Source organism: Lysinibacillus sp. NPDC058147 (genome assembly GCF_042884205.1).
In the GTDB taxonomy this organism is placed as follows: Bacteria; Bacillota; Bacilli; order Bacillales_A; family Planococcaceae; genus Lysinibacillus.
Genome location: NZ_JBHVUJ010000004.1, coordinates 113,772 through 136,130, shown reverse-complemented (window position 1 = coordinate 136,130; position 22,359 = coordinate 113,772). Strand labels below are relative to the sequence as shown.

General features: G+C 38.7%; 24 protein-coding genes. 1 reads left to right on the top strand and 23 read right to left on the bottom strand.

Annotation, left to right across the window (positions count from 1 at the left end; translation table 11 throughout):
* Positions 1 to 13: 13 nt before the first annotated feature.
* Together dapB and ACFVT8_RS13360 are read right to left on the bottom strand one after the other, a co-directional pair.
* Positions 14 to 811, bottom strand: coding sequence for a 4-hydroxy-tetrahydrodipicolinate reductase (gene dapB, locus ACFVT8_RS13365; RefSeq protein WP_387080864.1), 798 nt, complete (start codon positions 809 to 811; stop codon positions 14 to 16).
* Positions 811 to 1,146, bottom strand: coding sequence for a nucleotide pyrophosphohydrolase (locus ACFVT8_RS13360; protein WP_387080863.1), 336 nt, complete (start codon positions 1,144 to 1,146; stop codon positions 811 to 813). Before ACFVT8_RS13360 ends, dapB begins: the two co-directional genes overlap by 1 nt.
* Before the next feature lie 115 nt (positions 1,147 to 1,261).
* Between ACFVT8_RS13360 and ACFVT8_RS13355 the strand changes: the two genes are divergently transcribed.
* Positions 1,262 to 2,131, top strand: a complete 870-nt coding sequence (locus ACFVT8_RS13355; protein ID WP_387080862.1) for a YitT family protein — start codon at positions 1,262 to 1,264, stop codon at positions 2,129 to 2,131.
* A 125-nt stretch (positions 2,132 to 2,256) separates the two neighbouring features.
* On the opposite strand, the gene ACFVT8_RS13350 is transcribed toward ACFVT8_RS13355, so the two are convergent.
* The 21 genes from ACFVT8_RS13350 to hepT form a co-directional block, all read right to left on the bottom strand.
* Positions 2,257 to 2,931 (bottom strand): zinc metallopeptidase, encoded by a 675-nt coding sequence (locus tag ACFVT8_RS13350; RefSeq protein WP_427562006.1) that lies wholly within the window; start codon positions 2,929 to 2,931, stop codon positions 2,257 to 2,259.
* A 60-nt stretch (positions 2,932 to 2,991) separates the two neighbouring features.
* Entirely contained in the window at positions 2,992 to 3,588 is a 597-nt protein-coding gene (lhaT, locus tag ACFVT8_RS13345) for a lipoprotein heptaprenylglyceryl N-acetyltransferase LhaT (protein ID WP_387080859.1), read from the bottom strand.
* Positions 3,589 to 3,919: 331 nt separating this feature from the next.
* Positions 3,920 to 4,714: a menaquinol-cytochrome c reductase cytochrome b/c subunit gene (locus tag ACFVT8_RS13340; RefSeq protein WP_387080858.1), complete on the bottom strand. Its 795-nt coding sequence runs from the start codon at positions 4,712 to 4,714 to the stop codon at positions 3,920 to 3,922.
* A 42-nt stretch (positions 4,715 to 4,756) separates the two neighbouring features.
* Positions 4,757 to 5,431: a menaquinol-cytochrome c reductase cytochrome b subunit gene (gene qcrB / locus ACFVT8_RS13335; RefSeq protein WP_053482547.1), complete on the bottom strand. Its 675-nt coding sequence runs from the start codon at positions 5,429 to 5,431 to the stop codon at positions 4,757 to 4,759.
* 14 nt (positions 5,432 to 5,445) lie between these two features.
* Positions 5,446 to 5,952, bottom strand: coding sequence for a Rieske (2Fe-2S) protein (locus ACFVT8_RS13330; RefSeq protein ID WP_387080856.1), 507 nt, complete (start codon positions 5,950 to 5,952; stop codon positions 5,446 to 5,448).
* Positions 5,953 to 6,106: 154 nt separating this feature from the next.
* Positions 6,107 to 6,556, bottom strand: a complete 450-nt coding sequence (locus ACFVT8_RS13325) for a DUF2487 family protein (protein ID WP_387080854.1) — start codon at positions 6,554 to 6,556, stop codon at positions 6,107 to 6,109.
* Between the two features lie 274 nt (positions 6,557 to 6,830).
* Positions 6,831 to 7,388, bottom strand: a complete 558-nt coding sequence (locus ACFVT8_RS13320) for a ReoY family proteolytic degradation factor (RefSeq protein ID WP_370047958.1) — start codon at positions 7,386 to 7,388, stop codon at positions 6,831 to 6,833.
* A gap of 14 nt (positions 7,389 to 7,402) precedes the next feature.
* Positions 7,403 to 8,671: a tetratricopeptide repeat protein gene (locus ACFVT8_RS13315; RefSeq protein ID WP_387080853.1), complete on the bottom strand. Its 1,269-nt coding sequence runs from the start codon at positions 8,669 to 8,671 to the stop codon at positions 7,403 to 7,405.
* Positions 8,672 to 8,767: 96 nt separating this feature from the next.
* Positions 8,768 to 10,054 carry a 3-phosphoshikimate 1-carboxyvinyltransferase gene (gene aroA / locus ACFVT8_RS13310; RefSeq protein ID WP_387080851.1) on the bottom strand — a complete coding sequence of 429 codons (1,287 nt, stop codon included), beginning with the start codon at positions 10,052 to 10,054 and terminating at the stop codon, positions 8,768 to 8,770.
* 75 nt (positions 10,055 to 10,129) lie between these two features.
* Complete coding sequence (locus tag ACFVT8_RS13305; RefSeq protein ID WP_387080849.1) at positions 10,130 to 11,227, bottom strand: prephenate dehydrogenase; 1,098 nt, start codon at positions 11,225 to 11,227, stop codon at positions 10,130 to 10,132.
* Entirely contained in the window at positions 11,224 to 12,324 is a 1,101-nt protein-coding gene (hisC, locus tag ACFVT8_RS13300; protein ID WP_387080848.1) for a histidinol-phosphate transaminase, read from the bottom strand. Before hisC ends, ACFVT8_RS13305 begins: the two co-directional genes overlap by 4 nt.
* Positions 12,325 to 12,342: 18 nt before the next feature.
* The gene (gene aroH, locus ACFVT8_RS13295; RefSeq protein WP_053482554.1) at positions 12,343 to 12,711 is read right to left on the bottom strand and encodes a chorismate mutase; all 369 of its coding nucleotides are present in this window, start codon (positions 12,709 to 12,711) and stop codon (positions 12,343 to 12,345) included.
* The gene (aroB, locus tag ACFVT8_RS13290) at positions 12,708 to 13,799 is read right to left on the bottom strand and encodes a 3-dehydroquinate synthase (protein ID WP_387080846.1); all 1,092 of its coding nucleotides are present in this window, start codon (positions 13,797 to 13,799) and stop codon (positions 12,708 to 12,710) included. The genes aroH and aroB overlap by 4 nt, the downstream gene beginning before the upstream one ends.
* Position 13,800: 1 nt before the next feature.
* Entirely contained in the window at positions 13,801 to 14,982 is a 1,182-nt protein-coding gene (gene aroC / locus ACFVT8_RS13285; protein ID WP_387080844.1) for a chorismate synthase, read from the bottom strand.
* A 413-nt stretch (positions 14,983 to 15,395) separates the two neighbouring features.
* Positions 15,396 to 16,166 carry a CheR family methyltransferase gene (locus ACFVT8_RS13280; protein WP_387080842.1) on the bottom strand — a complete coding sequence of 257 codons (771 nt, stop codon included), beginning with the start codon at positions 16,164 to 16,166 and terminating at the stop codon, positions 15,396 to 15,398.
* Positions 16,167 to 16,250: 84 nt separating this feature from the next.
* Positions 16,251 to 16,481: a hypothetical protein gene (locus tag ACFVT8_RS13275; RefSeq protein WP_387080840.1), complete on the bottom strand. Its 231-nt coding sequence runs from the start codon at positions 16,479 to 16,481 to the stop codon at positions 16,251 to 16,253.
* Between the two features lie 409 nt (positions 16,482 to 16,890).
* Complete coding sequence (locus tag ACFVT8_RS13270; RefSeq protein ID WP_387080839.1) at positions 16,891 to 18,483, bottom strand: long-chain fatty acid--CoA ligase; 1,593 nt, start codon at positions 18,481 to 18,483, stop codon at positions 16,891 to 16,893.
* Positions 18,484 to 18,633: 150 nt separating this feature from the next.
* Positions 18,634 to 19,395, bottom strand: a complete 762-nt coding sequence (locus ACFVT8_RS13265; RefSeq protein WP_387080837.1) for a 3-hydroxyacyl-CoA dehydrogenase — start codon at positions 19,393 to 19,395, stop codon at positions 18,634 to 18,636.
* A gap of 15 nt (positions 19,396 to 19,410) precedes the next feature.
* A complete protein-coding gene (locus ACFVT8_RS13260) occupies positions 19,411 to 20,559 on the bottom strand; it encodes a thiolase family protein (protein ID WP_387080835.1) in 1,149 nt (382 codons plus the stop codon).
* 306 nt (positions 20,560 to 20,865) lie between these two features.
* Positions 20,866 to 21,282, bottom strand: a complete 417-nt coding sequence (gene ndk / locus ACFVT8_RS13255) for a nucleoside-diphosphate kinase (RefSeq protein WP_132359254.1) — start codon at positions 21,280 to 21,282, stop codon at positions 20,866 to 20,868.
* A gap of 86 nt (positions 21,283 to 21,368) precedes the next feature.
* Positions 21,369 to 22,343 carry a heptaprenyl diphosphate synthase component II gene (gene hepT / locus ACFVT8_RS13250; protein ID WP_387080832.1) on the bottom strand — a complete coding sequence of 325 codons (975 nt, stop codon included), beginning with the start codon at positions 22,341 to 22,343 and terminating at the stop codon, positions 21,369 to 21,371.
* Between the last annotated feature and the right edge of the window lie 16 nt (positions 22,344 to 22,359).

Genomic DNA, 22,359 nt, shown 5'->3' with positions numbered 1-22,359 from the left:
TCCATCCCAATCTTTAAATGATGTTTTCTAAACCATATACAAGTTGATCCATTTTCATGACCTCTTCTACGCAAAATGCTACACCCGACATAAAAGAATTACGATTTAACGAATCATGACGAATAGTTAATAGCTGCCCATCTCCGCCAAATAACACTTGCTGGTGTGCCACTAAACCAGGTAAACGAACAGAGTGAATACGCATGCCATCAAATTCTGCCCCTCTTGCACCCTCAATTGTTTCTTTTTCCTCTGGATGTCCTTGCATTTTTTGTGTTCGCACCTCTTGAATCAATTGTGCCGTTTTAACAGCTGTTCCAGATGGCGCATCCAGCTTTTGATCGTGGTGCATTTCAATAATTTCAACATCAGGTAAATATTTTGCCGCTTCCTTAGCAAATTTCATCATAAGGATTGCCCCTATCGCAAAGTTTGGAGCAATAATACAGCCTAGCTCTTTTTCTTTCGCAATTGCTGATAATTCTACTAGTTGTTCATCTGTAAAGCCTGTTGTACCAATTACAGGTCGTACATTCAAATTCAAGGCCTCTTTAGTATGTTTATATACTGCATGCGGGCTTGTTAAATCAACTAATACATCTGGTGCAGTCGCCTCTACAAGTTCAGACATATCCGTAAAGATTGGAGCCGTATAACTTGCCGGAAACATCTCCAAATCAGCTAATGTTTTTCCTACTTCTTTATAATCTAGCACAGCTACTAATTCCATTTTGTCATGCTTCATGACCGTATGTACAGCCTCAGCCCCCATTTTTCCCCTAGGTCCTGCTATTGCTACACGAATTGACATTATTCTCCATCCTTTCTAGTCCAGCGATCTTTATCCCTTGTTTCAAATTTATGTATAACGCGTAAAAGTGCTTCATCTAATTTAATGCCCTGCGCATTTGCAAAGCACACTAAAACAAAGAAAAAGTCACCTAATTCTTCTTCAATACTGTTTGTTTCTTCTGTACTCTTTTTCTTCTTTTGCCCGTAAACGTCCTGCACCTCACGAGACAATTCACCAAGCTCCTCGGTTAGCCGTGCCAGTAGCTCAAATGGTGGGAAGTAGCCTTCTTTAAATTGCCCTATATAATCATCCACACGCTGCTGTAAAGCATGCATTGTCACTTGTTCAGTCATCTAAATCACACTCCTACTTACCATCGTATAAAATTTACACCATTGTTGTCAAAAACAATAAAATGTCAGATAATAGATAACACTACTTCATTTGTTTGGAACTTCAGGAGGTCATATGCTAAAACAGATCAAAATTAGCAATATCATCGCAATAATGCTCGGAGCTGCAATTTTTAGCTTCGGCTTCGTCCACTTCAACATGCAAAATCAACTTGGTGAAGGTGGCCTCAGTGGCATTACACTCATACTTTATTTTACACTTGGCTGGGACCCTGCTTTAATGAATTTACTATTAAATATTCCTATGTTTATTATTGGTTATCGTTTACTTGGGAAAAAATCATTTATTTATACGCTTGTTGGAACTTTATCTGTTTCAGTTTTCCTTAAAGTTTTCCAAAAGTATCAATTTACTATTCATTTAGAGGACGATATGCTACTTGTTGCTCTTTTTGCAGGGGTTTTTGTTGGACTAGGGCTCGGTATCGTCTTTCGCTTCGGTGGTACAACCGGCGGTGTAGATATTTTGGCTCGCCTTGGGCATAAATATTTTGGTTGGAGTATGGGTAAAACGATGTTCATCTTTGACGCAATTGTCATTATCCTATCATGGTTAACATTTTTAGATGCACGCTCAATGATGTATACCCTCGTTGCGGTATTTGTTGGTGCACGAGTCATTGATTTTGTTCAAGAAGGAGCATATGCAGCACGTGGAGCACTTATTATTTCTGAAAAATCTAGCACTATTGCTGAGATGATTGCCTTACGAATGGAACGTGGCATTACTATTCTTGAAGGACATGGCCACTTTACTAAGCAACAAAAAGAAGTTATTTATTGTGTCATTGGCCGCAATGAGGTTGTACGCTTAAAAGCTATTGTTCATGAGGTTGATCCACACGCCTTCGTATCTATAATAGAAGTACGAGATGTTGCAGGAGAAGGCTTCACGCTAGACGACAAAAAACAGCCGCTGCACTAAAAATAACAATTTAGCCTGCTCTCCTCGAAACTTTTTACTTTTTCGTTGAAGGTAGGCTTTTTTCATAGTAAATTAACGGATTAAAAAACTTGCTATAGTGAATTACCACTACAACAAGTTTTTTATTAGTCGTCATTTCGCATATTTGTAAAGATTAATACTAAACGTAATAATTCTAATACAGCTACCGCTGCTGCGGCCACATATGTTAATGCTGCAGCACTTAACACTTTTCGTGCTGGACGTTCTTCTTCATTTGTAATAATTCCTAGAGAATTCATTTGCACTAACGCACGCTTCGATGCATCAAACTCTACTGGTAACGTTACTAATTGGAAAACTACACCTGCTGCCAATAATACGATACCTAAAAGTAACATATTTGCGCTACTTGCAAAAATACCAATCATGACAAATATCCAAGACATATTTGATGAAATATTTGCAACTGGCACTAGCTTACTGCGTAATGTCAGCATTGAATAAGCTTCTTTATGCTGGATGGCATGGCCAACCTCGTGGGCAGCAACTGCAGCACCAGCAATACTAGCCTCGTAGAAGTTACTTTCCGATAAAGCAACTGTTTTTGTCGCCGGATTATAGTGATCAGACAACACACCTTGTGTTGGAACAACTCGTACATCATATAAGCCGTTCGCATCTAAAATCGCACGCGCTACCTCTGCACCTGTTTGTCCCTTCATTGTTCGTTCTTTTGCAAACTTATTGTACGTACCCTTTACTTTCATCTGTGCGTAAAGCGGTAGTAGCATTATTATTGCAAAATAAACAATATACATACTTGTTGACAATTTTCTAACCCCTTTCTACTTCGATACTATAATTCTATAATCATTTACCTAATTCGGCAAATATTTGCGCCACCTAATTGAGAAGATCGCTAAAAAAATGCATGTAACTGATAACCAGAAAGTAAAATAGCCAATATAGCTCGTATAATCTGCTAAATCACGATACATCGGCATTTGCCCAAATACATAATCAATTACATCATTATGCAATGTCCATACCGCTGCCACGGCAATATGCCAATATGAAAAAACATATTTACCAAGATACAAAATTACTTGGACTGCCATAGCAAAATGCGAGCCCACAAGCATCCAGCCTTGCCAACCTATAGATCCAGTTTCAATCAACGTCCAAATATTCATCACATCAGCCCAGATTCCATATTTCACCGACGTAATAAGTGCTAGAACTTCCATTAGCGGCCATTTTTTATCCATAATCCAAGCTATCAATACAAAGCAAAAGAATAAGCTAGCTGTCGGGCTATCCGGTACGAAAATATAAAAAATTGGCTTCGTGATGGCAAGTTGCCATCCATACCAATAATAACCGTAAATAGTTCCTAATAAATTGATAATAAGTAATAGAATTAAAAATGACTTATGCGTAAGGAGATACCAGATGTTTGCACGTGTAATTTGCATATTTAAAACTCCTTTATGTTCTGTCTTTTCTAAGATGCCTTTTTTAATTGTTATTATGTATAAAATAGTCTTTAATTTGCCACATTTTCAATAATCGCTGACTGACACCTAGGCTCCTTAATTTGTTCACACAAACACTGTCAGGTCTTGAATAGCCAATTCTGCAGTTGTGGGAGGGCATTTACCTCTATCTTAAATTGTATTATGTATATCCAAATAAATATTATAGAACTAAAATTTATTTTACGGGAACTTTTTTGAAGTTGTAATAGTCACATTACTAAGCAAGAAGAAAAAAAGAGCCAGTTTCCTGACTCTTTTAAAACAAAGCTTATTTCTTAGCCTTTAAGCTCGCAATAAATTCTGCTAATTGCTTCGCTTCTTCATCTGTACCATGGAATTGACCAGGTGGCATTCCATTACGACCATTATGAATAATATCTTCAACTTGTTCAGCTGTTAGCTCATTACCTAGTAATTTTGGAGCAGCTGGGCCACCTTTTAAATCAGCAGCATGACATCCGATACAAGATTTAGCTTGTTCTCCTGTATCACCATTCCAAATCGCAAATCCTGGAAGCGATTCATCAATATCAACATCAACTTCTTCTTCAATTGCACCCATTGCTTTTTGAGCTTCCCAATCATGGTTTACAACTGCTTCCCATGTTAAGTAAAACATAGCTGCCAGTGTCAATAACATAAACGCTGTTGGTAGCGGACGTTTAGATGGACGACGTTCTGGACTTTTATCTAAAAATGGCATTAATAATAGCGATCCAAATGCAAGACCTGGAATTACAATTGCTCCAATAACATTATACGGACCTGAAGCAAATGAATATTTTAATAATTGATACAAGAATAAGAAGTACCAGTCCGGTAATGGCACGTATTGTCTTGTCGGATCAGCTGGTCCTTCAAGTGGTGATGGATGTGCAACTGTTAATATTAAATAACCTATTAAAAATACAGCACCAACCATCCATTCTTTTAGTAAGAAGTTCGGCCAGAAGGCTTCCGTCTTACCTGGATATTCGGAATAATCCTTTGGAACGTTCGGCATTCTGTGATTCGCTTTAATACGAGAATCACCAACAAATTTCATTCCTTTTCCGCGATGCATTATGTCCCCTCCTTTAAAAAATCATCGAACCGTCAAGAACTATTACAACGGCCCTGAAATTCCTTGACGACGAATCATGATAAAGTGTGCTGCAAGTAACGCAAACAATACTGCAGGTAAGAAGAATACATGAATCGCAAAGAATCGTGTTAACGTTTGAGCACCAAGAATAGTTGAGTCACCCGCTAATAAGATTTTAATCCATTCACCGATAAACGGTACGGATGCAGCAATTTGGATACCAACTTTTGTAGCGAATAATGCTTTCATATCCCAAGGTAATAAGTATCCTGTAAAGCCAAGACCCATCATTACACCAAAAATACCTACACCAACCATCCAGTTTAATTCACGAGGTTTTTTATAAGAACCTGTAAAGAATACACGAAGCGTATGTAAGAACATCATTACAATTACTAATGAAGCTCCCCAGTGGTGCATACCGCGTACGATTTCACCAAATGCTACTTCGTTTTGTAAATAATAAACTGATTTCCAAGCATTCACTACGTCTGGTACATAGTACATTGTTAAGAACATACCTGATAGAATTTGAATTACCGTGATGAAGAAAGTTAATCCACCGAAACAGTAAACGAATGCTGAAAAATGATGTGCAGGGTTCACGTGCTCTGGCACTTCGTGGTCGGCAATATCACGCCAAATCGGTGTAATATCTAAGCGTTCATCGACCCAATCATAAATTTTATTTAGCACTGTTTTGTACCCCCTTACTTAACTAGAGTATTTGCATGAATTGGACCAAGAGATAAATAACCATTATCTTCTTTAATTTCATATTCATCCAATGGACCTAATGGTGGTGTTCCTGGTACATTTTTACCATTTTTTTCGTAACGTCCACCATGACAAGCACAGAAGAATTGATCTGGGTGTGTTGAATCTGATCCCCAGTCCACCATACATCCTAAATGCTTACAAACAGGAGATAATGCTACGATTTGATCGCCTTGTTTGAAAACCCATGCTACGTTTGTTACGTCTGATTTGTACCATGCATCAACTTGTTCGAATGTTAAGTCAACTTTAACAGGTTTGTCAGTAATATCAGCGATTTTATGCTCTGTTTTTACAAAGTTGCCACCAGCATGACTTTGTAGTACTGGGTCTATTGCAAAACGAAGCATTGGCATCAGCATACCTGCCGCCATAAATCCACCTACACCAGTTAGTGTATAGCTTAGGAATTGACGACGTGAAACTCGATTATTACTCATTTTTTTCCCCCCTCTAACTTAAAGGTCAGTCCAACGGACATTCTTTTACAAATAGTAATACTAGGACATATCTATGATATATCAACTCCATAGCTTGGTCAATATAGCATTCTGTGGAAAGCTGGAGAATGTGAACAATTATTGAAACAAATTGTTAAATCTGTGTCCATTTAGTCGAAAACATCGGAATCACTTGACGTAATTGATCTTCGAGAATAGAATTTTTCACACCTTTATCCATACTTTCTAACGGAATCGCTGGTAGCCAAATAACATTTACTTCATCTCCAATATTTGTCCAAAAATGGTCACAAGTAATGAAGAACACATGCTTAAAACCAGCATTATGTAATTGTGTCTCTAATTGCTTTGGCATATCTTCGTTTTTTAATGTTGCACTATACGAAAATGGTGGCATCAGTAATAGACGGCCTTTAAACTGTTGTTCGATAAAAGCTATGAGCGATAACAAAAAATCCGCCTCTGCACCACTCTGTTTCATTTTTTCAGGAGTTAAATCGACGGTTACGAGTGGAACAATTGCTGTATCGATAAATTCCTTCTGTGCCATAAACGATGTCACATCGTTTGCATTAAAATACATCTCATAAACCTCCTCATGTTGCATAAATCAATTTCGTCTTGGCGTATTTGCCGCTTGCCAGGGCCTGTAAGGCCGACACAATGTGGTCATTCAGTAAGCCACAGGACGTAGTGAGTTCCTCTATTTCAGTAGGTGTTTGGTACCACTGAATGAAGATAAAAAAAATGCCCTTCTCCACTCTTCAATAAGGATAGCCAATAAAAAGTGAAAACAATCATTCACTTGTTATGTTATCATATTGAGGTAGATAAAGGACATTCAATTTTCCCTAAAACTAATGTAAATTAGCCGTTTCCTTTAATGCTTGTAACAAATTAGACAATTCATAAAAGCGCTCTTCATCTCCCTGATCGAGGGCTTCATCAATTTGTGCGAGTAATTTTTCTTCTTGGAATACGAGTAAGCTGTTGGAAAGCAGCTCTTCTGCCAGTAAACGATCTTTTTCACTGACAATCAGTGCTTCCGGCATATAAGGGTTTTCTTCAAGAACTGCTAAGTATTGTGCACTTGGTGGTACATTTGGAAAATTCAATTGTATATACATATCTTCATGCTCATGTAAACGTAAATCATGGAAGGATTTCTCAGCATCTGCTGTCATTACATTGCCTTTGTAAAAACGAAACGGCACTCCTGTTGAATCGACCGTTGACATTACCATTGCTCTAGGGCAATAGTGAGCTTCTTCAACAAATCGAATTCGTGTTAATAACTCATCGTTACTTAATAAGTAATTCAATATCCATACACACTCACGACGTTTCAATTGATAATTTTTTAAAAACCATCTAACAAATGCTTTTTTATCGACAACTGATACAGAAGCAGTCATACCCACTCCCTCCTTTACTCAAATTCTAAGGTTTCTAACTTCTCTTGCCACTCAAGTTCACCCGGCTGAATAGTTATTAATTGACCGAGCACTTCTTTAGCTTCTGAACGCTTTCCTTCCTCTAATAAGAAATAAACATACTTTTCTAAAAATGCTGCATCTTCCTTAAAATCATTATATGCCAAACGGTAAAATTCGTATGCACGGTCGTACAATTCTAAATTTTCATATGCAACTGCAGCAAATGGGTATAAAGTACTCCATTCAAAATCATTTTTTTGCAACGTTTCAAATAATTCTATTACATCCTCATGACGCTCTTGTTGTGACAACACAGAGATTAATGCTAATACTGCCTCCATGTATTCAGGATCTAAAGCAATGGCTTCACGGAGATGCTGCTCGCCTTCAGCTGGCAAACCCGTTTTCAAAGCCATTTTACCAGCGAATAAGAATAAGGACTTATCATATTCGTCACGCTTTAATCCTTCCAGAATGGCTGCGTATGCTTTTTTATTGTCCTCCGTCATTGCATAGCTTTCAGCAAGTAGTAAATAGGCTGAAAAATAATCAGGGTCTAATTCTTTTAATTCCTCTAATTGTTTAATGGCCATTTCATATTTTTGTGATTGAAAGGCTGAATACGCAGCACCAAATAAAACATCTGGCTTTACTTCATCATCAAGTGCTTTTAAATAGTAATCTAAAGCCGTTTCATAGGCAGCTCCTGCACGATATACCTCAGCAAGTCTTTCAACAAGACTTACCCCAGCAAATTCAACTTGTTGTTCATACAAATCTTCATATAATCTCGCAGCCTCTAAAAAACGACCCGTTTCAAATAAAAGCTCCGCTTTTGCAAATTGTAGTAATGGCTCTTCGGGTAATATAGATAATGCCTCATTGATGCGCATTTCTGCTACTTCAAATAACCCTTGCATTTGATAATAATCTGCTAATACTAATAATGCTTGAGGATATTCAGGAGATGACTCCTCTACTTCTAATAAAAAGTCTAACGCTTCATCTTCATCACCAAGTTCCATTAAGACGTTTGCACGATCAATTTTTAACTGTGCCTCTTCTGGAAATAAAAATTGTAGATGCTCCAGTACACGGTCAGCTTCCTTCATATATCCATACTGCATAAAAACTTCAGATAGCGCATAAATTTCCTCAGGTAGCTCCTTCGTTAAAAATGTTTCAAGTAGCTGTTCAATTAATGCTAAGTCCCCTTGTTCAAGTGCTTGCATCATTTCAGTCATCGCATTGTTCACAGTCATTCACCTATTCTTTCATTAATATCTTTATGCTACAAAACATTTTCTTTCGAAACAAGAAAAAACTCCCCAAAAGACTTGGAGAGTCAAGCATAGACTTTATCTTACTTCCTCTATATGCTCGAAAAACGATGGATAAGAAACCGCAATACATTCTGCGTCATCTAAAGTAACAGCCCCATCCGTTATTAATGCTGCAACTGCGCCCATCATTCCTATACGATGATCACCATAAGTTTGAAGGCAAGCACTTCGTAATGGAGTTGGTCCTTCAATAATCATTCCATCCTCAGTTGCTTCAATATTAGCACCTAGTTTTTTCAATTCATCCACTACAGCCGTTATCCGGTCTGTTTCCTTCACTTTTAATTCCTCGGCATCCTTAATTATAGTTCTCCCATTTGCCTGCGTCGCTAATAAAGCAAGGATCGGGATTTCATCGATAAGACGAGGAATAATATCTCCCTCAATTGTAGTTCCTTTTAAAGCTGACGTTTCAATTGTAATTGTTGCTGTCGGCTCTGATTGGCTATCTTCATTCGGTATAATTGTCATAGAAGCTCCCATATTATGAAGTACTTCAATGATACCATCTCGTGTTGGATTAATTCCGACATTTTCTAGCGTTATTTTACTATCCTCACAGATAGCTCCCGCTACTAAGAAAAAGGCTGCAGATGAAATATCACCTGGTACAGAAACATGCGTCCCTGTTAAAGTTTGCCCTCCTTTTAACGAAATAACACCATCCATCTCATCAACCTGCGCACCAAATTGACGTAGCATTCTCTCGGTATGATCTCGAGATACTTCAGTTTCTCGCACAATTGTAGTACCTTCAGCACGTAAACCCGCAAGTAAAATAGCTGACTTTACCTGTGCACTTGCAACAGGCATTTGGTAATCAATAGCTTGTACTGTCGTACCTTGAATGGCTAATGGCGTATATTGCCCATCTGCTCTTCCGGTAATGTGAGCACCCATTTGACGTAACGGATCAATAACACGGCGCATCGGTCGCTTTCCAATTGACGCATCTCCTGTCATCACTGAATGTACAGTAGATCCAGCTAAAATCCCTAACATTAAGCGTGTCGTCGTACCAGAGTTTCCTGTGTATAGTACTTCTGTCGGCTCTTGCCACCCCTCTATACCTGGGCTGTCGATGGATACATTTGTTCCTTCCACGTCAATTTTTACACCAAGTTTTCGGAAACAATCAATTGTACTCAAACAATCTTCACCTAATAAAAAGCCGTCAACTGTCGTTTTACCCGTTGCAATAGCTCCAAACATAACGGAACGGTGAGAAATAGATTTATCACCTGGAATCGTTAAAGTCCCTTGTAAGGAAGGTTTATCATATTGTAATACTTTTTCACTCATCGTTTTCTTCCCCCCAATATGAAGATAGAAAGCGCCGTATTTTCCGACGCTTTCTTTTAAACAAGTCTATGTTACCTATGAAATATATGTTTCATAATTTGCCCGCTTTTGTATACACGCTGCTGCACGTTCACGGTCACTTTCGCTTTGTAAGCTAATAACAAGAATCCCGAAAACGTCCTCACGTGACTCTACGATACGTAAATTCGTAATACTAATCGCTTCGTCTGCAAGTAAGCCTGTCACCTCAGAAATAACCCCTGGATAGTCAGGAACATCAACATATAAGTCAAATGATGTAAACATAGCTCCTGCACTAATCGGTAATTCATCTCTTAGCTCTTTGGCAACCGCAAAATATGTTTCTATGTCATCCGAGCTACCATTTACAAGCAGCTCCTTCACTTGACTCATTTCCTTTTCCCAGCCTTCTAGCTGTGCAATAAGCTCATCTCGATTTTGTAATGTAATATCACGCCATAAAATCGGATTGGACGAGGCAATACGCGTTACATCACGGAAGCCGCCTGCAGCAAGTGAACGAGTCATTGGATACTCCCCATTTTCTCCGCCCAACTGATGCACAAGAGAAGCAGCAACGACATGTGGAAAATGACTAACTACAGCTGTCATATGATCATGCTCACGGGCAGATACACTAACAACTTTTGCATGTGTAAATTTTAATAGACTCTCAAGCTGTGCCATATTGACAATCTCTTCACCTGCGAGCGGCGTAAGCATATAATACGCATTTTCAAAAAGGTGAGCCTTTGCAGCTAAAACACCGCTTTTATGTGAGCCTGCCATTGGATGTCCTCCAATAAAGGTAATTCCTAACTCACGTAGCTCCCCAGCCTTTTGCATAATCATCTTTTTTGTACTACCTGTATCTGTTACGATTACTTTATTTTTTAACGGCCATGTTTTTAATTGTTCCATCCATTCAAGCGTTGCGTTGACGGGTGTTCCAAAAATAATTACATCCACTTCTTCCGCAACTTCTTTTGGGTCTGTCACAATATCATGAACAATATTTAATGTTTTCGCATGTTCACGTGTTTTCAAATCCATATCATAGCCTATAATTTTTGTTTCTGGTGCCTTTTGCAAAGCCAAGGCAATAGAGCCTCCAATTAGACCAAGCCCAATAACGAGCACGTTGCGTGTCATGCAAAAACTCCTTGCTCTTTTAGGACGTTTTCAAGGTGACCTAATAACGCTTCGTTTTGAGCCTCTGTTCCGATTGTCACGCGGATAAACCCAGGTAATCCTAACGCATTTCCACTACGGACTATAAAGCCTCGTTTCATTAGCTCATAAAAAACAACATCACTATCAGTATTCGTATTAAAGAAAATAAAGTTCGTATCAGAAGGGAAGTATTTCAAATTATGTTTTTCGCAGAATTCAATATATTGTTTTTTACCTATTTCATTTGCTTCACGGCAAGCATTTAGGTATTCTTGATCACTTAAAGCAATTGCCGCAACTGCTTGACTTAAAATTGTATTATTAAATGGCGCTCTTATTGGATCAAGCTTTGCAATTACTTCTGGTTGCCCAATTGCATAACCAACTCGGAAAGAAGCAAGACCATACGCTTTTGAGAATGTACGCATCAATAGTACATTGGGAAACTCGTTAATTAGCGGTAGAGTATTTTTGTGACCAGGATGCGTTACGTATTCGATATATGCTTCATCTAATACTACAAGCACATCACTTGGTACCTTAGCTAAAAACGCACGCAATTCAACATCAGGTATCACAACACCTGTTGGATTATTTGGACTACAAACCCAAACGATCGAAGTGCTATCATCAATTGCTGCTACCATTGCATCTAGATCATGTGCACCTTCGATACAAGGGACTTTGCGTACCTCTGCGCCTTCTATTTCAGCATTGTGCCAGTATTGAGAGAAGGATGGGTCTGCCATCACTGTGTTTACACCTGGATACAACAATGCACGAGTAATAATTGCAATGATATCGTCGGAGCCGTTACCAAAAAGAAGCTGTGTTTCTTTGACACCTAGATGATTTGCAACAGCCGTTCGTAAATTTTGCGCATAGCCGTCTGGATAGATAGCATGATTTACTGAATTATTTTGTAAATAAGCAGTTACCTTAGGTGAGCACCCAAATGGATTTTCATTAGATGCTAATTTGATGACTTCTTGTAAGCCATATTCACGTTGTACTTCTTCAATTGGTTTACCTGGCTTATATGCTTGCATACCGTCCAATTGTTGTTTCCATTTCATCTCAAACATCTCCTCTTATCATTTAGCTTGGGCTAAATCTGGTCTTAATTTCACTGCATCATTGAGATACAAGTGTTTTACGTCCTTTTGTGCCACTTCCACATTCGCGTGTATTAATACACGAATACAAAGTGGCAATGCATTCGGCACATCCATTTCATGTGTACACATGACAGGTACATATTGCCAGCCATCCATTAACCTTACAGCACGTGCTGGAAATGCTGACGTAATATCAGGTGTTGTGGATATTAGTATGGAAGCAATATCGTCTACTTCCACATTATTGGCTGCTACTACTTCACGCACTAATCTTGCTGTCTCATCCCATACAAGCTCTGGCTTGTCAGATTCAATTGTAATTGCTCCTCTAAGTCCACGAATCATACAAGCACCTCCGCTAATAGCTGTCGGAACTCGGCATCTACTTCTCTGCACTCTGCTATATCAATTGGTCGCACGAAAGGTTTACCAATTTTATCCAACAACACAAATTGTAAAATACCATACTCCGCTTTTTTATCTTTCATTAAATACTCTGTTAACTGTTCAAATGTATATTCTTTCACAGCTTCAAATGGATAGCCATTCTTTACTGCAAATTGCAAAAATGCTGTAGTGAAGTTACGATCTAATTTACCATATCGTTCACTTAATAATAAACAATATACGAGGCCAATCATCACAGCCTCTCCATGCGCTACTTTTCCATAACCAGCGGCCGCTTCAATGGCATGCCCGTAAGTATGACCTAAGTTTAAAAATTTCCGCACAGATTGCTCAGTTTCGTCCTCTGCTACGATTTGTGCCTTCACTTCAATACCTTTTCTAAGCTGCTTCGCTAATTCTTCTGTGTTGAAATGAATAACCGTCTCTGCAGCCATTAATTCCTCTAACCACATTGCATTAGAAATCATCGCATGCTTGATCACTTCTGCTGTTCCTGAACGTACCTCACGCTCAGGTAAACTTTCGATAAATACAGTATCGTAAATAACTCCCTCGGGTTGATAAAATGCACCAATCATATTCTTACCTAGTGGATGGTTAATAGCTGTTTTACCGCCTACTGCTGAGTCATGTGCTAAAATCGTCGTTGGGATTTGAATAAACGGCACCCCACGCATATAAGTGGCTGCCACAAAGCCTGTTAAATCACCTACAGCACCCCCACCAAATGCAAAAATAAATGATTTACGTGAGCATTTTTGTTCAAGTAAAAATGTTTGTGCTGCTTTGTATTGTTCGAAAGTTTTACATGCCTCACCACCTGGTAAGACAAAGACCTCAAAATGATAAGGGAAATTAGCTTTGAAATAATCTCCTTGCGCCGCCCATACATTAGCATCCGTAAACACAATGAGCTTATCCGCTTTTTGAAGTTTATCATCAAATGCTTTTACTGCCTCTGCTAAAAATTTATGACCAAGGACAACCTCATATTGATGTGATTTCGTTGCTACTGGTACTCGCATATTAGAACCCCTTTGTATAACGACGGTGTTCGTCGATTTGAGCTTTTAGTTGAGGTAATTGATCGCTATGGAATTGTTCCAATATTGCATTCGCTATTTCCCAGGCAATAACGTGCTCAGCAACAACTGATGCTGCTGGTACTGCACAGCTATCCGAGCGCTCTACACTAGCTTTAAATGGCTCTTTCGTTTCAATATCAACACTTTGCAACGGCTTATATAATGTAGGAATTGGTTTCATTACACCACGTACGACAATTGGCATTCCAGTAGACATTCCACCTTCTAAACCACCAAGTCGATTTGTTGCACGCGTATAACCTTCTTCCTCTGACCAAATGATTTCATCATGTACTTCAGAGCCTTTACGGCGTGCCATTTCAAAGCCAATTCCAAATTCAACACCTTTAAATGCATTGATAGATAACATTGCTGCGGCTAATTTTGAATCTAGCTTACGATCATAATGAACGTATGAACCAACACCAGCTGGCATTCCTTCAACGATGACTTCAACTACACCACCAATTGAGTCACCCGCTTTTTTCGCATCATCAATTGCCTCTACCATTTTTGCAGAAGCCTCTGGGTCAACGCAATAGCATGGATCTGCCTCAACAATTGCACGAATTTCATCTGCAGATTTTCCTTCTACTAACGAAGTGTCTGCTTTAATACCAATAATTTCTGTTACATGTGCCACAATGGAAATGCCTAGTTCATTTAATAGTGCTTTTGCAACTGAACCTACTGCAACACGTACAGTTGTCTCACGTGCTGAGGAACGCTCTAACACATTACGTAAATCACGGTGTCCGTATTTCATGCCTCCAACTAAATCGGCATGTCCTGGACGAGGGCGTGAAATTTGACGCTTAATGTCTTCAGGATTCACATCTTCTGCTAACGGTTCTGCTCCCATTATTTTTGTCCAATGTTTCCAGTCATCATTTGTGACTACGAGTGCAACGGGAGAACCAAGTGTTTGTCCATGACGAACACCAGCGACTATTTCCACTGTATCCGTTTCGATTTGCATACGGCGACCTCGTCCATGTCCTCCTTGACGACGTTTTAAATCATGGTTAATTTTTTCTGTTGTAATTGGTAAGAGCGACGGTAAGCCCTCAATAATTGTTGTTAATTGGGGTCCATGTGACTCTCCCGCTGTTAAGTAACGCATAAACACTTTCTCCCTTCAACTCGCTAAAGTATGTATTTTTCACTATAACATATATTCTCTAAAAAAACAGTCCTTTTGCAAATGTCTTTTAAGACTCGTTTTAATTGTTTACAAATTTCGAATTGTTTCAACAACTGTCCACTTCGTTAAATTAGAATATTCTGAACGATTCGTTTAGAAAAGGATCTTCATCTCACTTATTATTAGTCTTCACTAATCAGTTAATCCCTTACCCAAGCTTTAGCTAAATTTTGAGGTTGTAGTCTAACTGCCGTTGTTCCGAGAACTAATAAAAAATACGCTTTTTGCTATTAACAAGCGAAAAGCGTACGATTCATCTATGTCTAAAGCTTTAAAATATGTACATGACATTCATATTGTCTACTGTACGAATGCTTTTCTCATATTATTAACTATTTTCGTCTATAGAAGAATGTATCTTCGACTTCAAACTCATAACGAGATGGATTAAAAATTTGCTCTGTTGATCCAACAAATAAAATTCCATCCTTGCGCAATGCTTTACTAAAATTCGTATAAATCTGATCCTTCGCTTCTTCAGTAAAATAAATCATAACATTGCGACAAACAATCAAATCATAATTAGACTCATATTGATCATTAAGTAAATTATGCTTCTTAAAAGTCACACAACGTTTAATCTCATCCTTGACCCTATAAAAGGAACCTTCTTGCTCAAAATACTTGGCTTTAATATCACTCGGCACTTCAGCTAATGAGCGCTCTGGATACACACCTAATTTCGCCTTTTGAATGACATTCTCATCTAGATCAGTAGCAATGATTTGAATTTGAGATAATGGCACTAATTGCGATAATACCATGACTAAAGAATAAGGTTCTTCCCCAGTTGAACAAGCAGCACTCCAAATTTTTAAACGCTTATTAGATTGCAGTAATTTCGGAAATATTTTTTTCTGTAAAACTTCCCAACGCTTTCCATTGCGATAAAATTCAGAAACGTTGATCGTCATACGATCTAAAAACTCATTCATTAAATCACGATCTTGTTCAAGCGCCTTTAGAAAGTCCACAAAATTACGATGTCCCTTTTTCTCATACAGAGATGTTAATCGTCTTTTCATTTGCGCTTCTTTATACAGCGCTAAATCTATTCCTGTCTTGCGCTTTATACCTTCTATAAACTGTTCATAATCAGACATGCGGTCTTCTTCCCCTCTAGCGACGTATTTCCATTATAGCTGAAAAGTGCCATTCCTGAAATAGTCTTTCACATGTAATCCAAGTTACTTAGTTGAGTTTTGTTTTTCCTCTAATAATAACACTTTGGATTGCTCTAATTCTAGACGCATTTTTTCTGTCTCCACCGTATACGTTTCTAATCTGAGCTTTTCTAGCTCTACTTCCTTCTCAATAGCCTTTAATTTAATTTTTTGTTTTTTTGTTTGAGCATCTGTAAAAATCCCTGCTAAACTAATAATTACTCCTCCAATAATCGCAATCATTGCAATTGACAACACATCCACATCCTCTCATTAATAAAGATTATACGGCAATATGGAAAAAATAGTTTCATTTTTCTTTTCATTCTTTCATTATTTCAGCTAAAATATTCTCTTCGCCATTTGTTATACGTAACTAGATCAATTATGCCTCACTATAATTGCGTCTGGAATAAGCTTTGTGCAAGCATAAAAGCCTATTCCATGACATATTCCTTTTGTTCCAAGCAGCTCATCTGACGTCCCCAGGAAGCTCTGCTCTGCGCGAAAGCGAAGCGTCAGCGGCATAGCTCCCAGTCGGAACCCTCGTTATGGGGATAAACCTAATCCCCTAAATTTTTACGTAAAAAATGAAGGTAGTTAGTCACCACCTTCAACAGTTTTTAGTCTACTAAACCTCTACTCGATAATTCTTTAATTCTTCTCATAATTTTACTTTCATGAATTTTCCTACAGAGGTTTTCGGTATTTCATTTAAAAATACAACATCATCAGGAATCCATGTTTTATGGAATTGCGATCGTAAATCTTCTAGTAACTCTGATTTCGTAATAGAATCCTTAAATTCAGGCTTTGGTACAACACACGCTAGCGGTCGTTCAAGCCATTTTTCGTGGGGAATAGCTATAACAGCAGCCTCAAACACTTTAGGATGTGACATTAAAGCATTTTCAAGATCTACTGAGGAAATCCATTCTCCACCACTTTTTATTAAATCTTTTGTGCGATCTGAAATTTTAATATAACCATCTCCTGTCACTACAGCAATATCACCAGTGTAGAGCCAGCCATCTTTAAAAGCTTCCGTTGTTCGTTCATCGTTATAATACTCGGCAGCAATCCACGGGCCCCTAATTGTCAATTCGCCCATTGTTTGGCCATCCCAAGGTACTTCACCGTTTTCATTGACTACGCGCGTTTCAATAAGCGGCACTGTTATTCCTTGCGTAATACGAACATCCATTTTTTCATCCATCGTATAATCTTGCATATGTGTTAAATACGTCGATATGCTAACAAGTGGTGATGTCTCGGTCATACCGTAGCCAGTCATGTAAGGAATTTTAAGCTCCTCTTCAAAGCCACGAGTTAGACCGAGCGGCGATGCTGAACCACCACATACAATCAATCTTATCGAAGACAAATCACGAGGATTTTTACGTTGCTCCTGTAATACCCCGAGCCAAATTGTTGGTACTCCTGCAGTCAACGTTACCTTATATTTTTCAAATAAATCAAGTAGTAGCTGCGGTGTAAACATTGGCCCAGGAAGCACCTGTGTAGCGCCAAATAATACACCAGCAAACGGAAATCCCCATGCATTCGCATGGAACATCGGAACTACAGGTAGTAAAACATCAGCCTCGCCAATCGCAATACTATCGGAGATTCCTGCTGCCATAGTATGGAGAACAATACTACGATGAGTATATACTACACCCTTTGGCATTCCTGTAGTTGCACTTGTGTAACACATGCCAGCAGGTGTATTTTCATCTAAATCATCTGGAAATCTAAAATTATCATTCGCCTCTTCGAGTAATGCCTCATAAGAAAGAGCATTCGGTAATGGGATGTTTTCTAGCTCGACAGCATCTCCCATTACGATAAAATGCTTAACTGTTTTAAGCTGTGAGACAATCGGTGCAATAAGCTGAACTAAGTTATCATCAATTAGTAATATTTCAGCTTCTGCATGATTAATAACATAAGCAATATGTTCAGGTGCTAATCGAATATTAATCATATGCAAGACAGCACCCGCACATGGTACTGCAAAATAAGCTTCTAAATGGCGATGGTGATTCCAAGCAAAGGTACCTACCTTCATACCTCGCTCCATTCCCAGCTTAGTAAGGGCATCTGCTAGCTTTCGAGTTCGTTTTACATATTCTTTATAAGTAAACTCGTGAATTGTTGTAGGACTTGTCCGCGAATATATTTTTTTCGCATAAAAAAATCGTTCTGCTCGATCCAAAAAGCTTGTTAATAATAAAGGTGTATCCATCATATGCATAAAAACGCTCCCCTTTGTTCATAAATTTTTGAATCGTCCAAGGCTGAATGCTACTACCAATAATTACAAACGAGATTAATTATGCCTCGACATAAGGAGGCTTTATCTGTCTAGCTTATTTTGCAGGAGTCAAGCACGTTTAAGTTATTCCTACTTCGGCTGCATACGAATCGCGCCGTCCAAGCGAATTACTTCACCATTTAATAAACCATTTTTGATGATACTTTCAACTAATAGCGCGTATTCTGATGGCTTTCCAAGTCGTTTAGGGAATGGAGTCATTTGAGCAAGCGCTGTTCTTGCTGGCTCTGGTAACGATGCAAACATTGGTGTTTCTACTAAACCTGGAGCAATAGTCATAACACGCACACCAATTTCAGCAAGCTCCCTGGCAATCGGTAACGTCATCGCTGCCACACCTCCCTTTGATGCGCTATATGCAGCTTGTCCTATTTGCCCATCAAATGCTGCCACAGATGCAGTATTAATAATAACACCACGCTGACCATCCTCGTTTGGGTCATTATGTTGCATCTTCTCAGCTGCTAGGCGAATAACATTGAAAGTACCGATTAAATTTACCGAAATCACCTTTTCAAATAAATCGAGCGCATGTACACCTCGCTTAGAAAGTACTTTACTTGCATCAGCAATTCCAGCACAATTCACTGTGACATTAATAGACCCAAATCCTGCTACTGCTTGCTCAAGCCCTGCCGCTACATCAGCGTCCTTTGTGACATCCACACGTGCATATTGGACATTCTCTCCTAACTCCTCTACAAGTGCATGTCCTCGCTCGTCATTAAGATCAAAAATTACTGCTTTGCCACCCTCCGCTACAATTTTGCGAACAGTCGCCTCTCCTAAACCAGATGCTCCCCCTGTTACAACTGCTATTACATTATTCATCAAACACAACCCCTTTTACATTTTTTCTATAATAGTGGCATTCGCCATTCCCATGCCTTCGCAAATTGCAAGTAAGCCAAAACGTAAATTTTCCCGTTCCATTCTGTATAGCATCGTTGTTAACAGCTTTGTACCAGTCGCTCCCAATGGATGCCCTAAAGCAATTGCCCCTCCATCTGGATTTAATTTATTTGGATCTGCTCCAATTTCCTGCAACCAAACAAGTGGCACAGGCGCGAAAGCTTCATTCACTTCGTACGTATCAATTTCTTCTATCGTCAGACCTGAACGTTTTAGTGCTTGTCTAGTTGCCTCAATTGGACCAGTTAACATTAACGTCGGATCTGAACCAACGACAACTCTTGTAACAATTTTAGCAAGCGGTTGGATGCCAAGCTCTTGTGCCTTTTCTAAAGACATAATCACTACAGCTGAGGCACCATCACTCATTTGACTTGCGTTGCCAGCTGTTATTACACCATCTTCCTGGAAAACGGTTTTTAGTCCATTTAATTTATCAACTGTCGTTTCTGCCCGAGGTCCCTCGTCAACAGAAAACGTTGTAAGCGCGCCGTCTTCTTGTGTAACTTGGACAGGCAGTATTTCCTTTTTAAAATGGCCTGCCTCAATTGCAGCTAATGCTCGTCTATGACTATTGTAAGCATAGCTATTTAGCTGTTCTTTTGATAAGTTCCATTTTCCCGCTATTTTCTCGGCTGATAACCCTTGATGAATAATTGTATAGTTGTCTTGTAGTCGTTTACCTGCGTGAGCACCCTTCATGTTAGACCCCATTGACACTCTCGTCATGCTTTCAACCCCACCAGCAATAACAATGTCCATATCGCCTGCTAAAATAGCCTGTGCGGCGAAATGGACAGCCTGCTGACTCGAGCCACATTGACGATCGATTGTCACACCTGGGACACTTTCTGGAAAGCCTGCCATTAATAAAGCAGTACGGGCTATATTTGCTCCTTGTTCGGCAGTTTGAGTCACACAGCCAAAAATAACATCCTCCACCTGATCCTTGTTGATGCCTGCCCGTTGCACCACTTCTTGCAGCACATCTGCTGCTAAATCATCTGCTCGAACATTGCTTAATGCACCTTTACTTCTACCAACTGCTGTACGAACAGCTGATACAATCACCACTTCTCTCATTTAAAAATCCCCTTTGCACTGTCAATTCTCACATTTCCTATCATCCAATGTATTTAGATGTTATGAAATATATTCTTGATAATAAACTATTCAAAAATTAAAATTATCAGAATATTATATCTTTTATTTTACATGACTAAGAAGTATTTAACAATTCTATATGTATCTAGAAGATTCTATCCACTGTTTTAATAGGTTCCAGTCTTTGTTTTAGGCTTCTATCTGTCGCTTTAATAAAGCCATTTTCAGAGCATAAAAAAAGCAATCTCAAATTGAATTGAGATTGCTTAATCTATTCACAAATAATTAAACTAAATCTTCACCGAAGAATAAGCCGATTTCACGCTCAGCAGAAGCAAGTGAATCAGAACCGTGAATGATGTTGTGAGAAACAGTTGTTGCATAGTCACCACGGATTGTACCTGGGTTAGATTCTTCAGGTTTAGTTGCTCCCATCATTGTACGAGCAAGCTTAATTACGTTTTCGCCTTCCCATACCATAGCGAATACAGGACCAGAAGTGATGAAATCAACTAATTCACCAAAGAATGGACGCTCAGCATGTTCTGCATAGTGCTTTTCTGCTAATTCTGTAGGAATTACCATTAATTTAGCACCTTTCAATACAAAACCGCGACGTTCAAAACGATCTACGATATCTCCTACTACTTGACGTTCTACGCCATCAGGCTTAACCATTAAAAAAGTTTTTTCGATTGCCATGTTTAAAACACTCCTTAAATTCGTATAACAGGTTTTACACCTACCGATAAATATTAACAAAAAATGAGCCTTTGTACAACAAAAAGCTAGAATTTACGCTTACCCATAAACAAAGCGACATCACGAAGTTTTTTCTTAACGGGATGTTTTGGTAATGCATCTATTTCCTGTAATGCTTTTTTCAAATATTTATCACTCATTTTATTAGCTTGCTCAATCGCGTCGGATTTACGCACATACTGCAGCATATTTTGACGTTCTGTTTCCGTCAATGTGCCTGCAAATACTTTTGCCAAATAAGGTTGCATTTCGGGATCATCTTTTAACATTAGAATCGGTAATGTGATATTGCCTTGCAGTAAATCACTACCTGCTGGCTTCCCTAATTCTTTATCTGTTGCCATAATATCTAAAACATCATCGATAATTTGGAAGCTCATGCCCACAAAATAGCCAAATCGTTTCAAATGTCTCACCGTTTTGGGATCGACACCTGCTGCCACTGCACCAAGTTCACAACTAGAAGAAATCAGTAATGCCGTTTTCCGTTTGATTCGTCTAAAATAATCCTTTAATCCTTGATCTAATCTAAATTTATCTTCAATTTGAATGACTTCACCGTTACAAATTTCCACCATTGTACGTGCTAAAATTTGATGAACTAATGGGTCTTCAAGCTTTGTAATATATTCAAGTGCACGTGCAAAAATAAAATCGCCCGTGTACATTGCAACTCTATTATTCCATTGTGATTTGACAGTCGGGCGTCCTCTTCGCATATTGGAATCATCAATTACATCATCATGCACAAGTGATGCCATATGAATAAGCTCTACTGGCACGGCTACATCCTTCATCTTTTCGATATCATATTCGCCAAATTTCGCGCCAAGCAACACAAAAATTGGTCGTATCCGTTTGCCACCAGCTTGCAATAAATGGAGAGAAGCATCATTGATCAAACAAGAAGAAGAGTTTATTGCTTTTTCTAATTCTTTTTCAATGATATCGATATCTGATTTCAAATCGGAATAGAGTAGTTTTAACTTCATCTTTTCCACGTGTGAAAACCTTCCC

Bases quoted from the DNA above. Each gene is read 5' to 3' on its own strand.
- dapB (WP_387080864.1), bottom strand. From the start codon at position 811: ATGTCAATTCGTGTAGCAATAGCAGGACCTAGGGGAAAAATGGGGGCT.
- ACFVT8_RS13360 (WP_387080863.1), bottom strand. From the start codon at position 1,146: ATGACTGAACAAGTGACAATGCATGCTTTACAGCAGCGTGTGGATGAT.
- ACFVT8_RS13355 (WP_387080862.1), top strand. From the start codon at position 1,262: ATGCTAAAACAGATCAAAATTAGCAATATCATCGCAATAATGCTCGGA.
- ACFVT8_RS13350 (WP_427562006.1), bottom strand. From the start codon at position 2,931: ATGTATATTGTTTATTTTGCAATAATAATGCTACTACCGCTTTACGCA.
- lhaT (WP_387080859.1), bottom strand. From the start codon at position 3,588: ATGCAAATTACACGTGCAAACATCTGGTATCTCCTTACGCATAAGTCA.
- ACFVT8_RS13340 (WP_387080858.1), bottom strand. From the start codon at position 4,714: ATGCATCGCGGAAAAGGAATGAAATTTGTTGGTGATTCTCGTATTAAA.
- ACFVT8_RS13330 (WP_387080856.1), bottom strand. From the start codon at position 5,952: ATGAGTAATAATCGAGTTTCACGTCGTCAATTCCTAAGCTATACACTA.
- ACFVT8_RS13325 (WP_387080854.1), bottom strand. From the start codon at position 6,556: ATGTATTTTAATGCAAACGATGTGACATCGTTTATGGCACAGAAGGAA.
- ACFVT8_RS13320 (WP_370047958.1), bottom strand. From the start codon at position 7,388: ATGACTGCTTCTGTATCAGTTGTCGATAAAAAAGCATTTGTTAGATGG.
- ACFVT8_RS13315 (WP_387080853.1), bottom strand. From the start codon at position 8,671: ATGACTGTGAACAATGCGATGACTGAAATGATGCAAGCACTTGAACAA.
- aroA (WP_387080851.1), bottom strand. From the start codon at position 10,054: ATGAGTGAAAAAGTATTACAATATGATAAACCTTCCTTACAAGGGACT.
- ACFVT8_RS13305 (WP_387080849.1), bottom strand. From the start codon at position 11,227: ATGACACGCAACGTGCTCGTTATTGGGCTTGGTCTAATTGGAGGCTCT.
- hisC (WP_387080848.1), bottom strand. From the start codon at position 12,324: ATGAAATGGAAACAACAATTGGACGGTATGCAAGCATATAAGCCAGGT.
- aroH (WP_053482554.1), bottom strand. From the start codon at position 12,711: ATGATTCGTGGACTTAGAGGAGCAATTACAATTGAATCTGACAAGCCA.
- aroB (WP_387080846.1), bottom strand. From the start codon at position 13,799: ATGCGAGTACCAGTAGCAACGAAATCACATCAATATGAGGTTGTCCTT.
- aroC (WP_387080844.1), bottom strand. From the start codon at position 14,982: ATGCGTTACTTAACAGCGGGAGAGTCACATGGACCCCAATTAACAACA.
- ACFVT8_RS13280 (WP_387080842.1), bottom strand. From the start codon at position 16,166: ATGTCTGATTATGAACAGTTTATAGAAGGTATAAAGCGCAAGACAGGA.
- ACFVT8_RS13270 (WP_387080839.1), bottom strand. From the start codon at position 18,483: ATGCATATGATGGATACACCTTTATTATTAACAAGCTTTTTGGATCGA.
- ACFVT8_RS13265 (WP_387080837.1), bottom strand. From the start codon at position 19,395: ATGAATAATGTAATAGCAGTTGTAACAGGGGGAGCATCTGGTTTAGGA.
- ACFVT8_RS13260 (WP_387080835.1), bottom strand. From the start codon at position 20,559: ATGAGAGAAGTGGTGATTGTATCAGCTGTTCGTACAGCAGTTGGTAGA.
- ndk (WP_132359254.1), bottom strand. From the start codon at position 21,282: ATGGCAATCGAAAAAACTTTTTTAATGGTTAAGCCTGATGGCGTAGAA.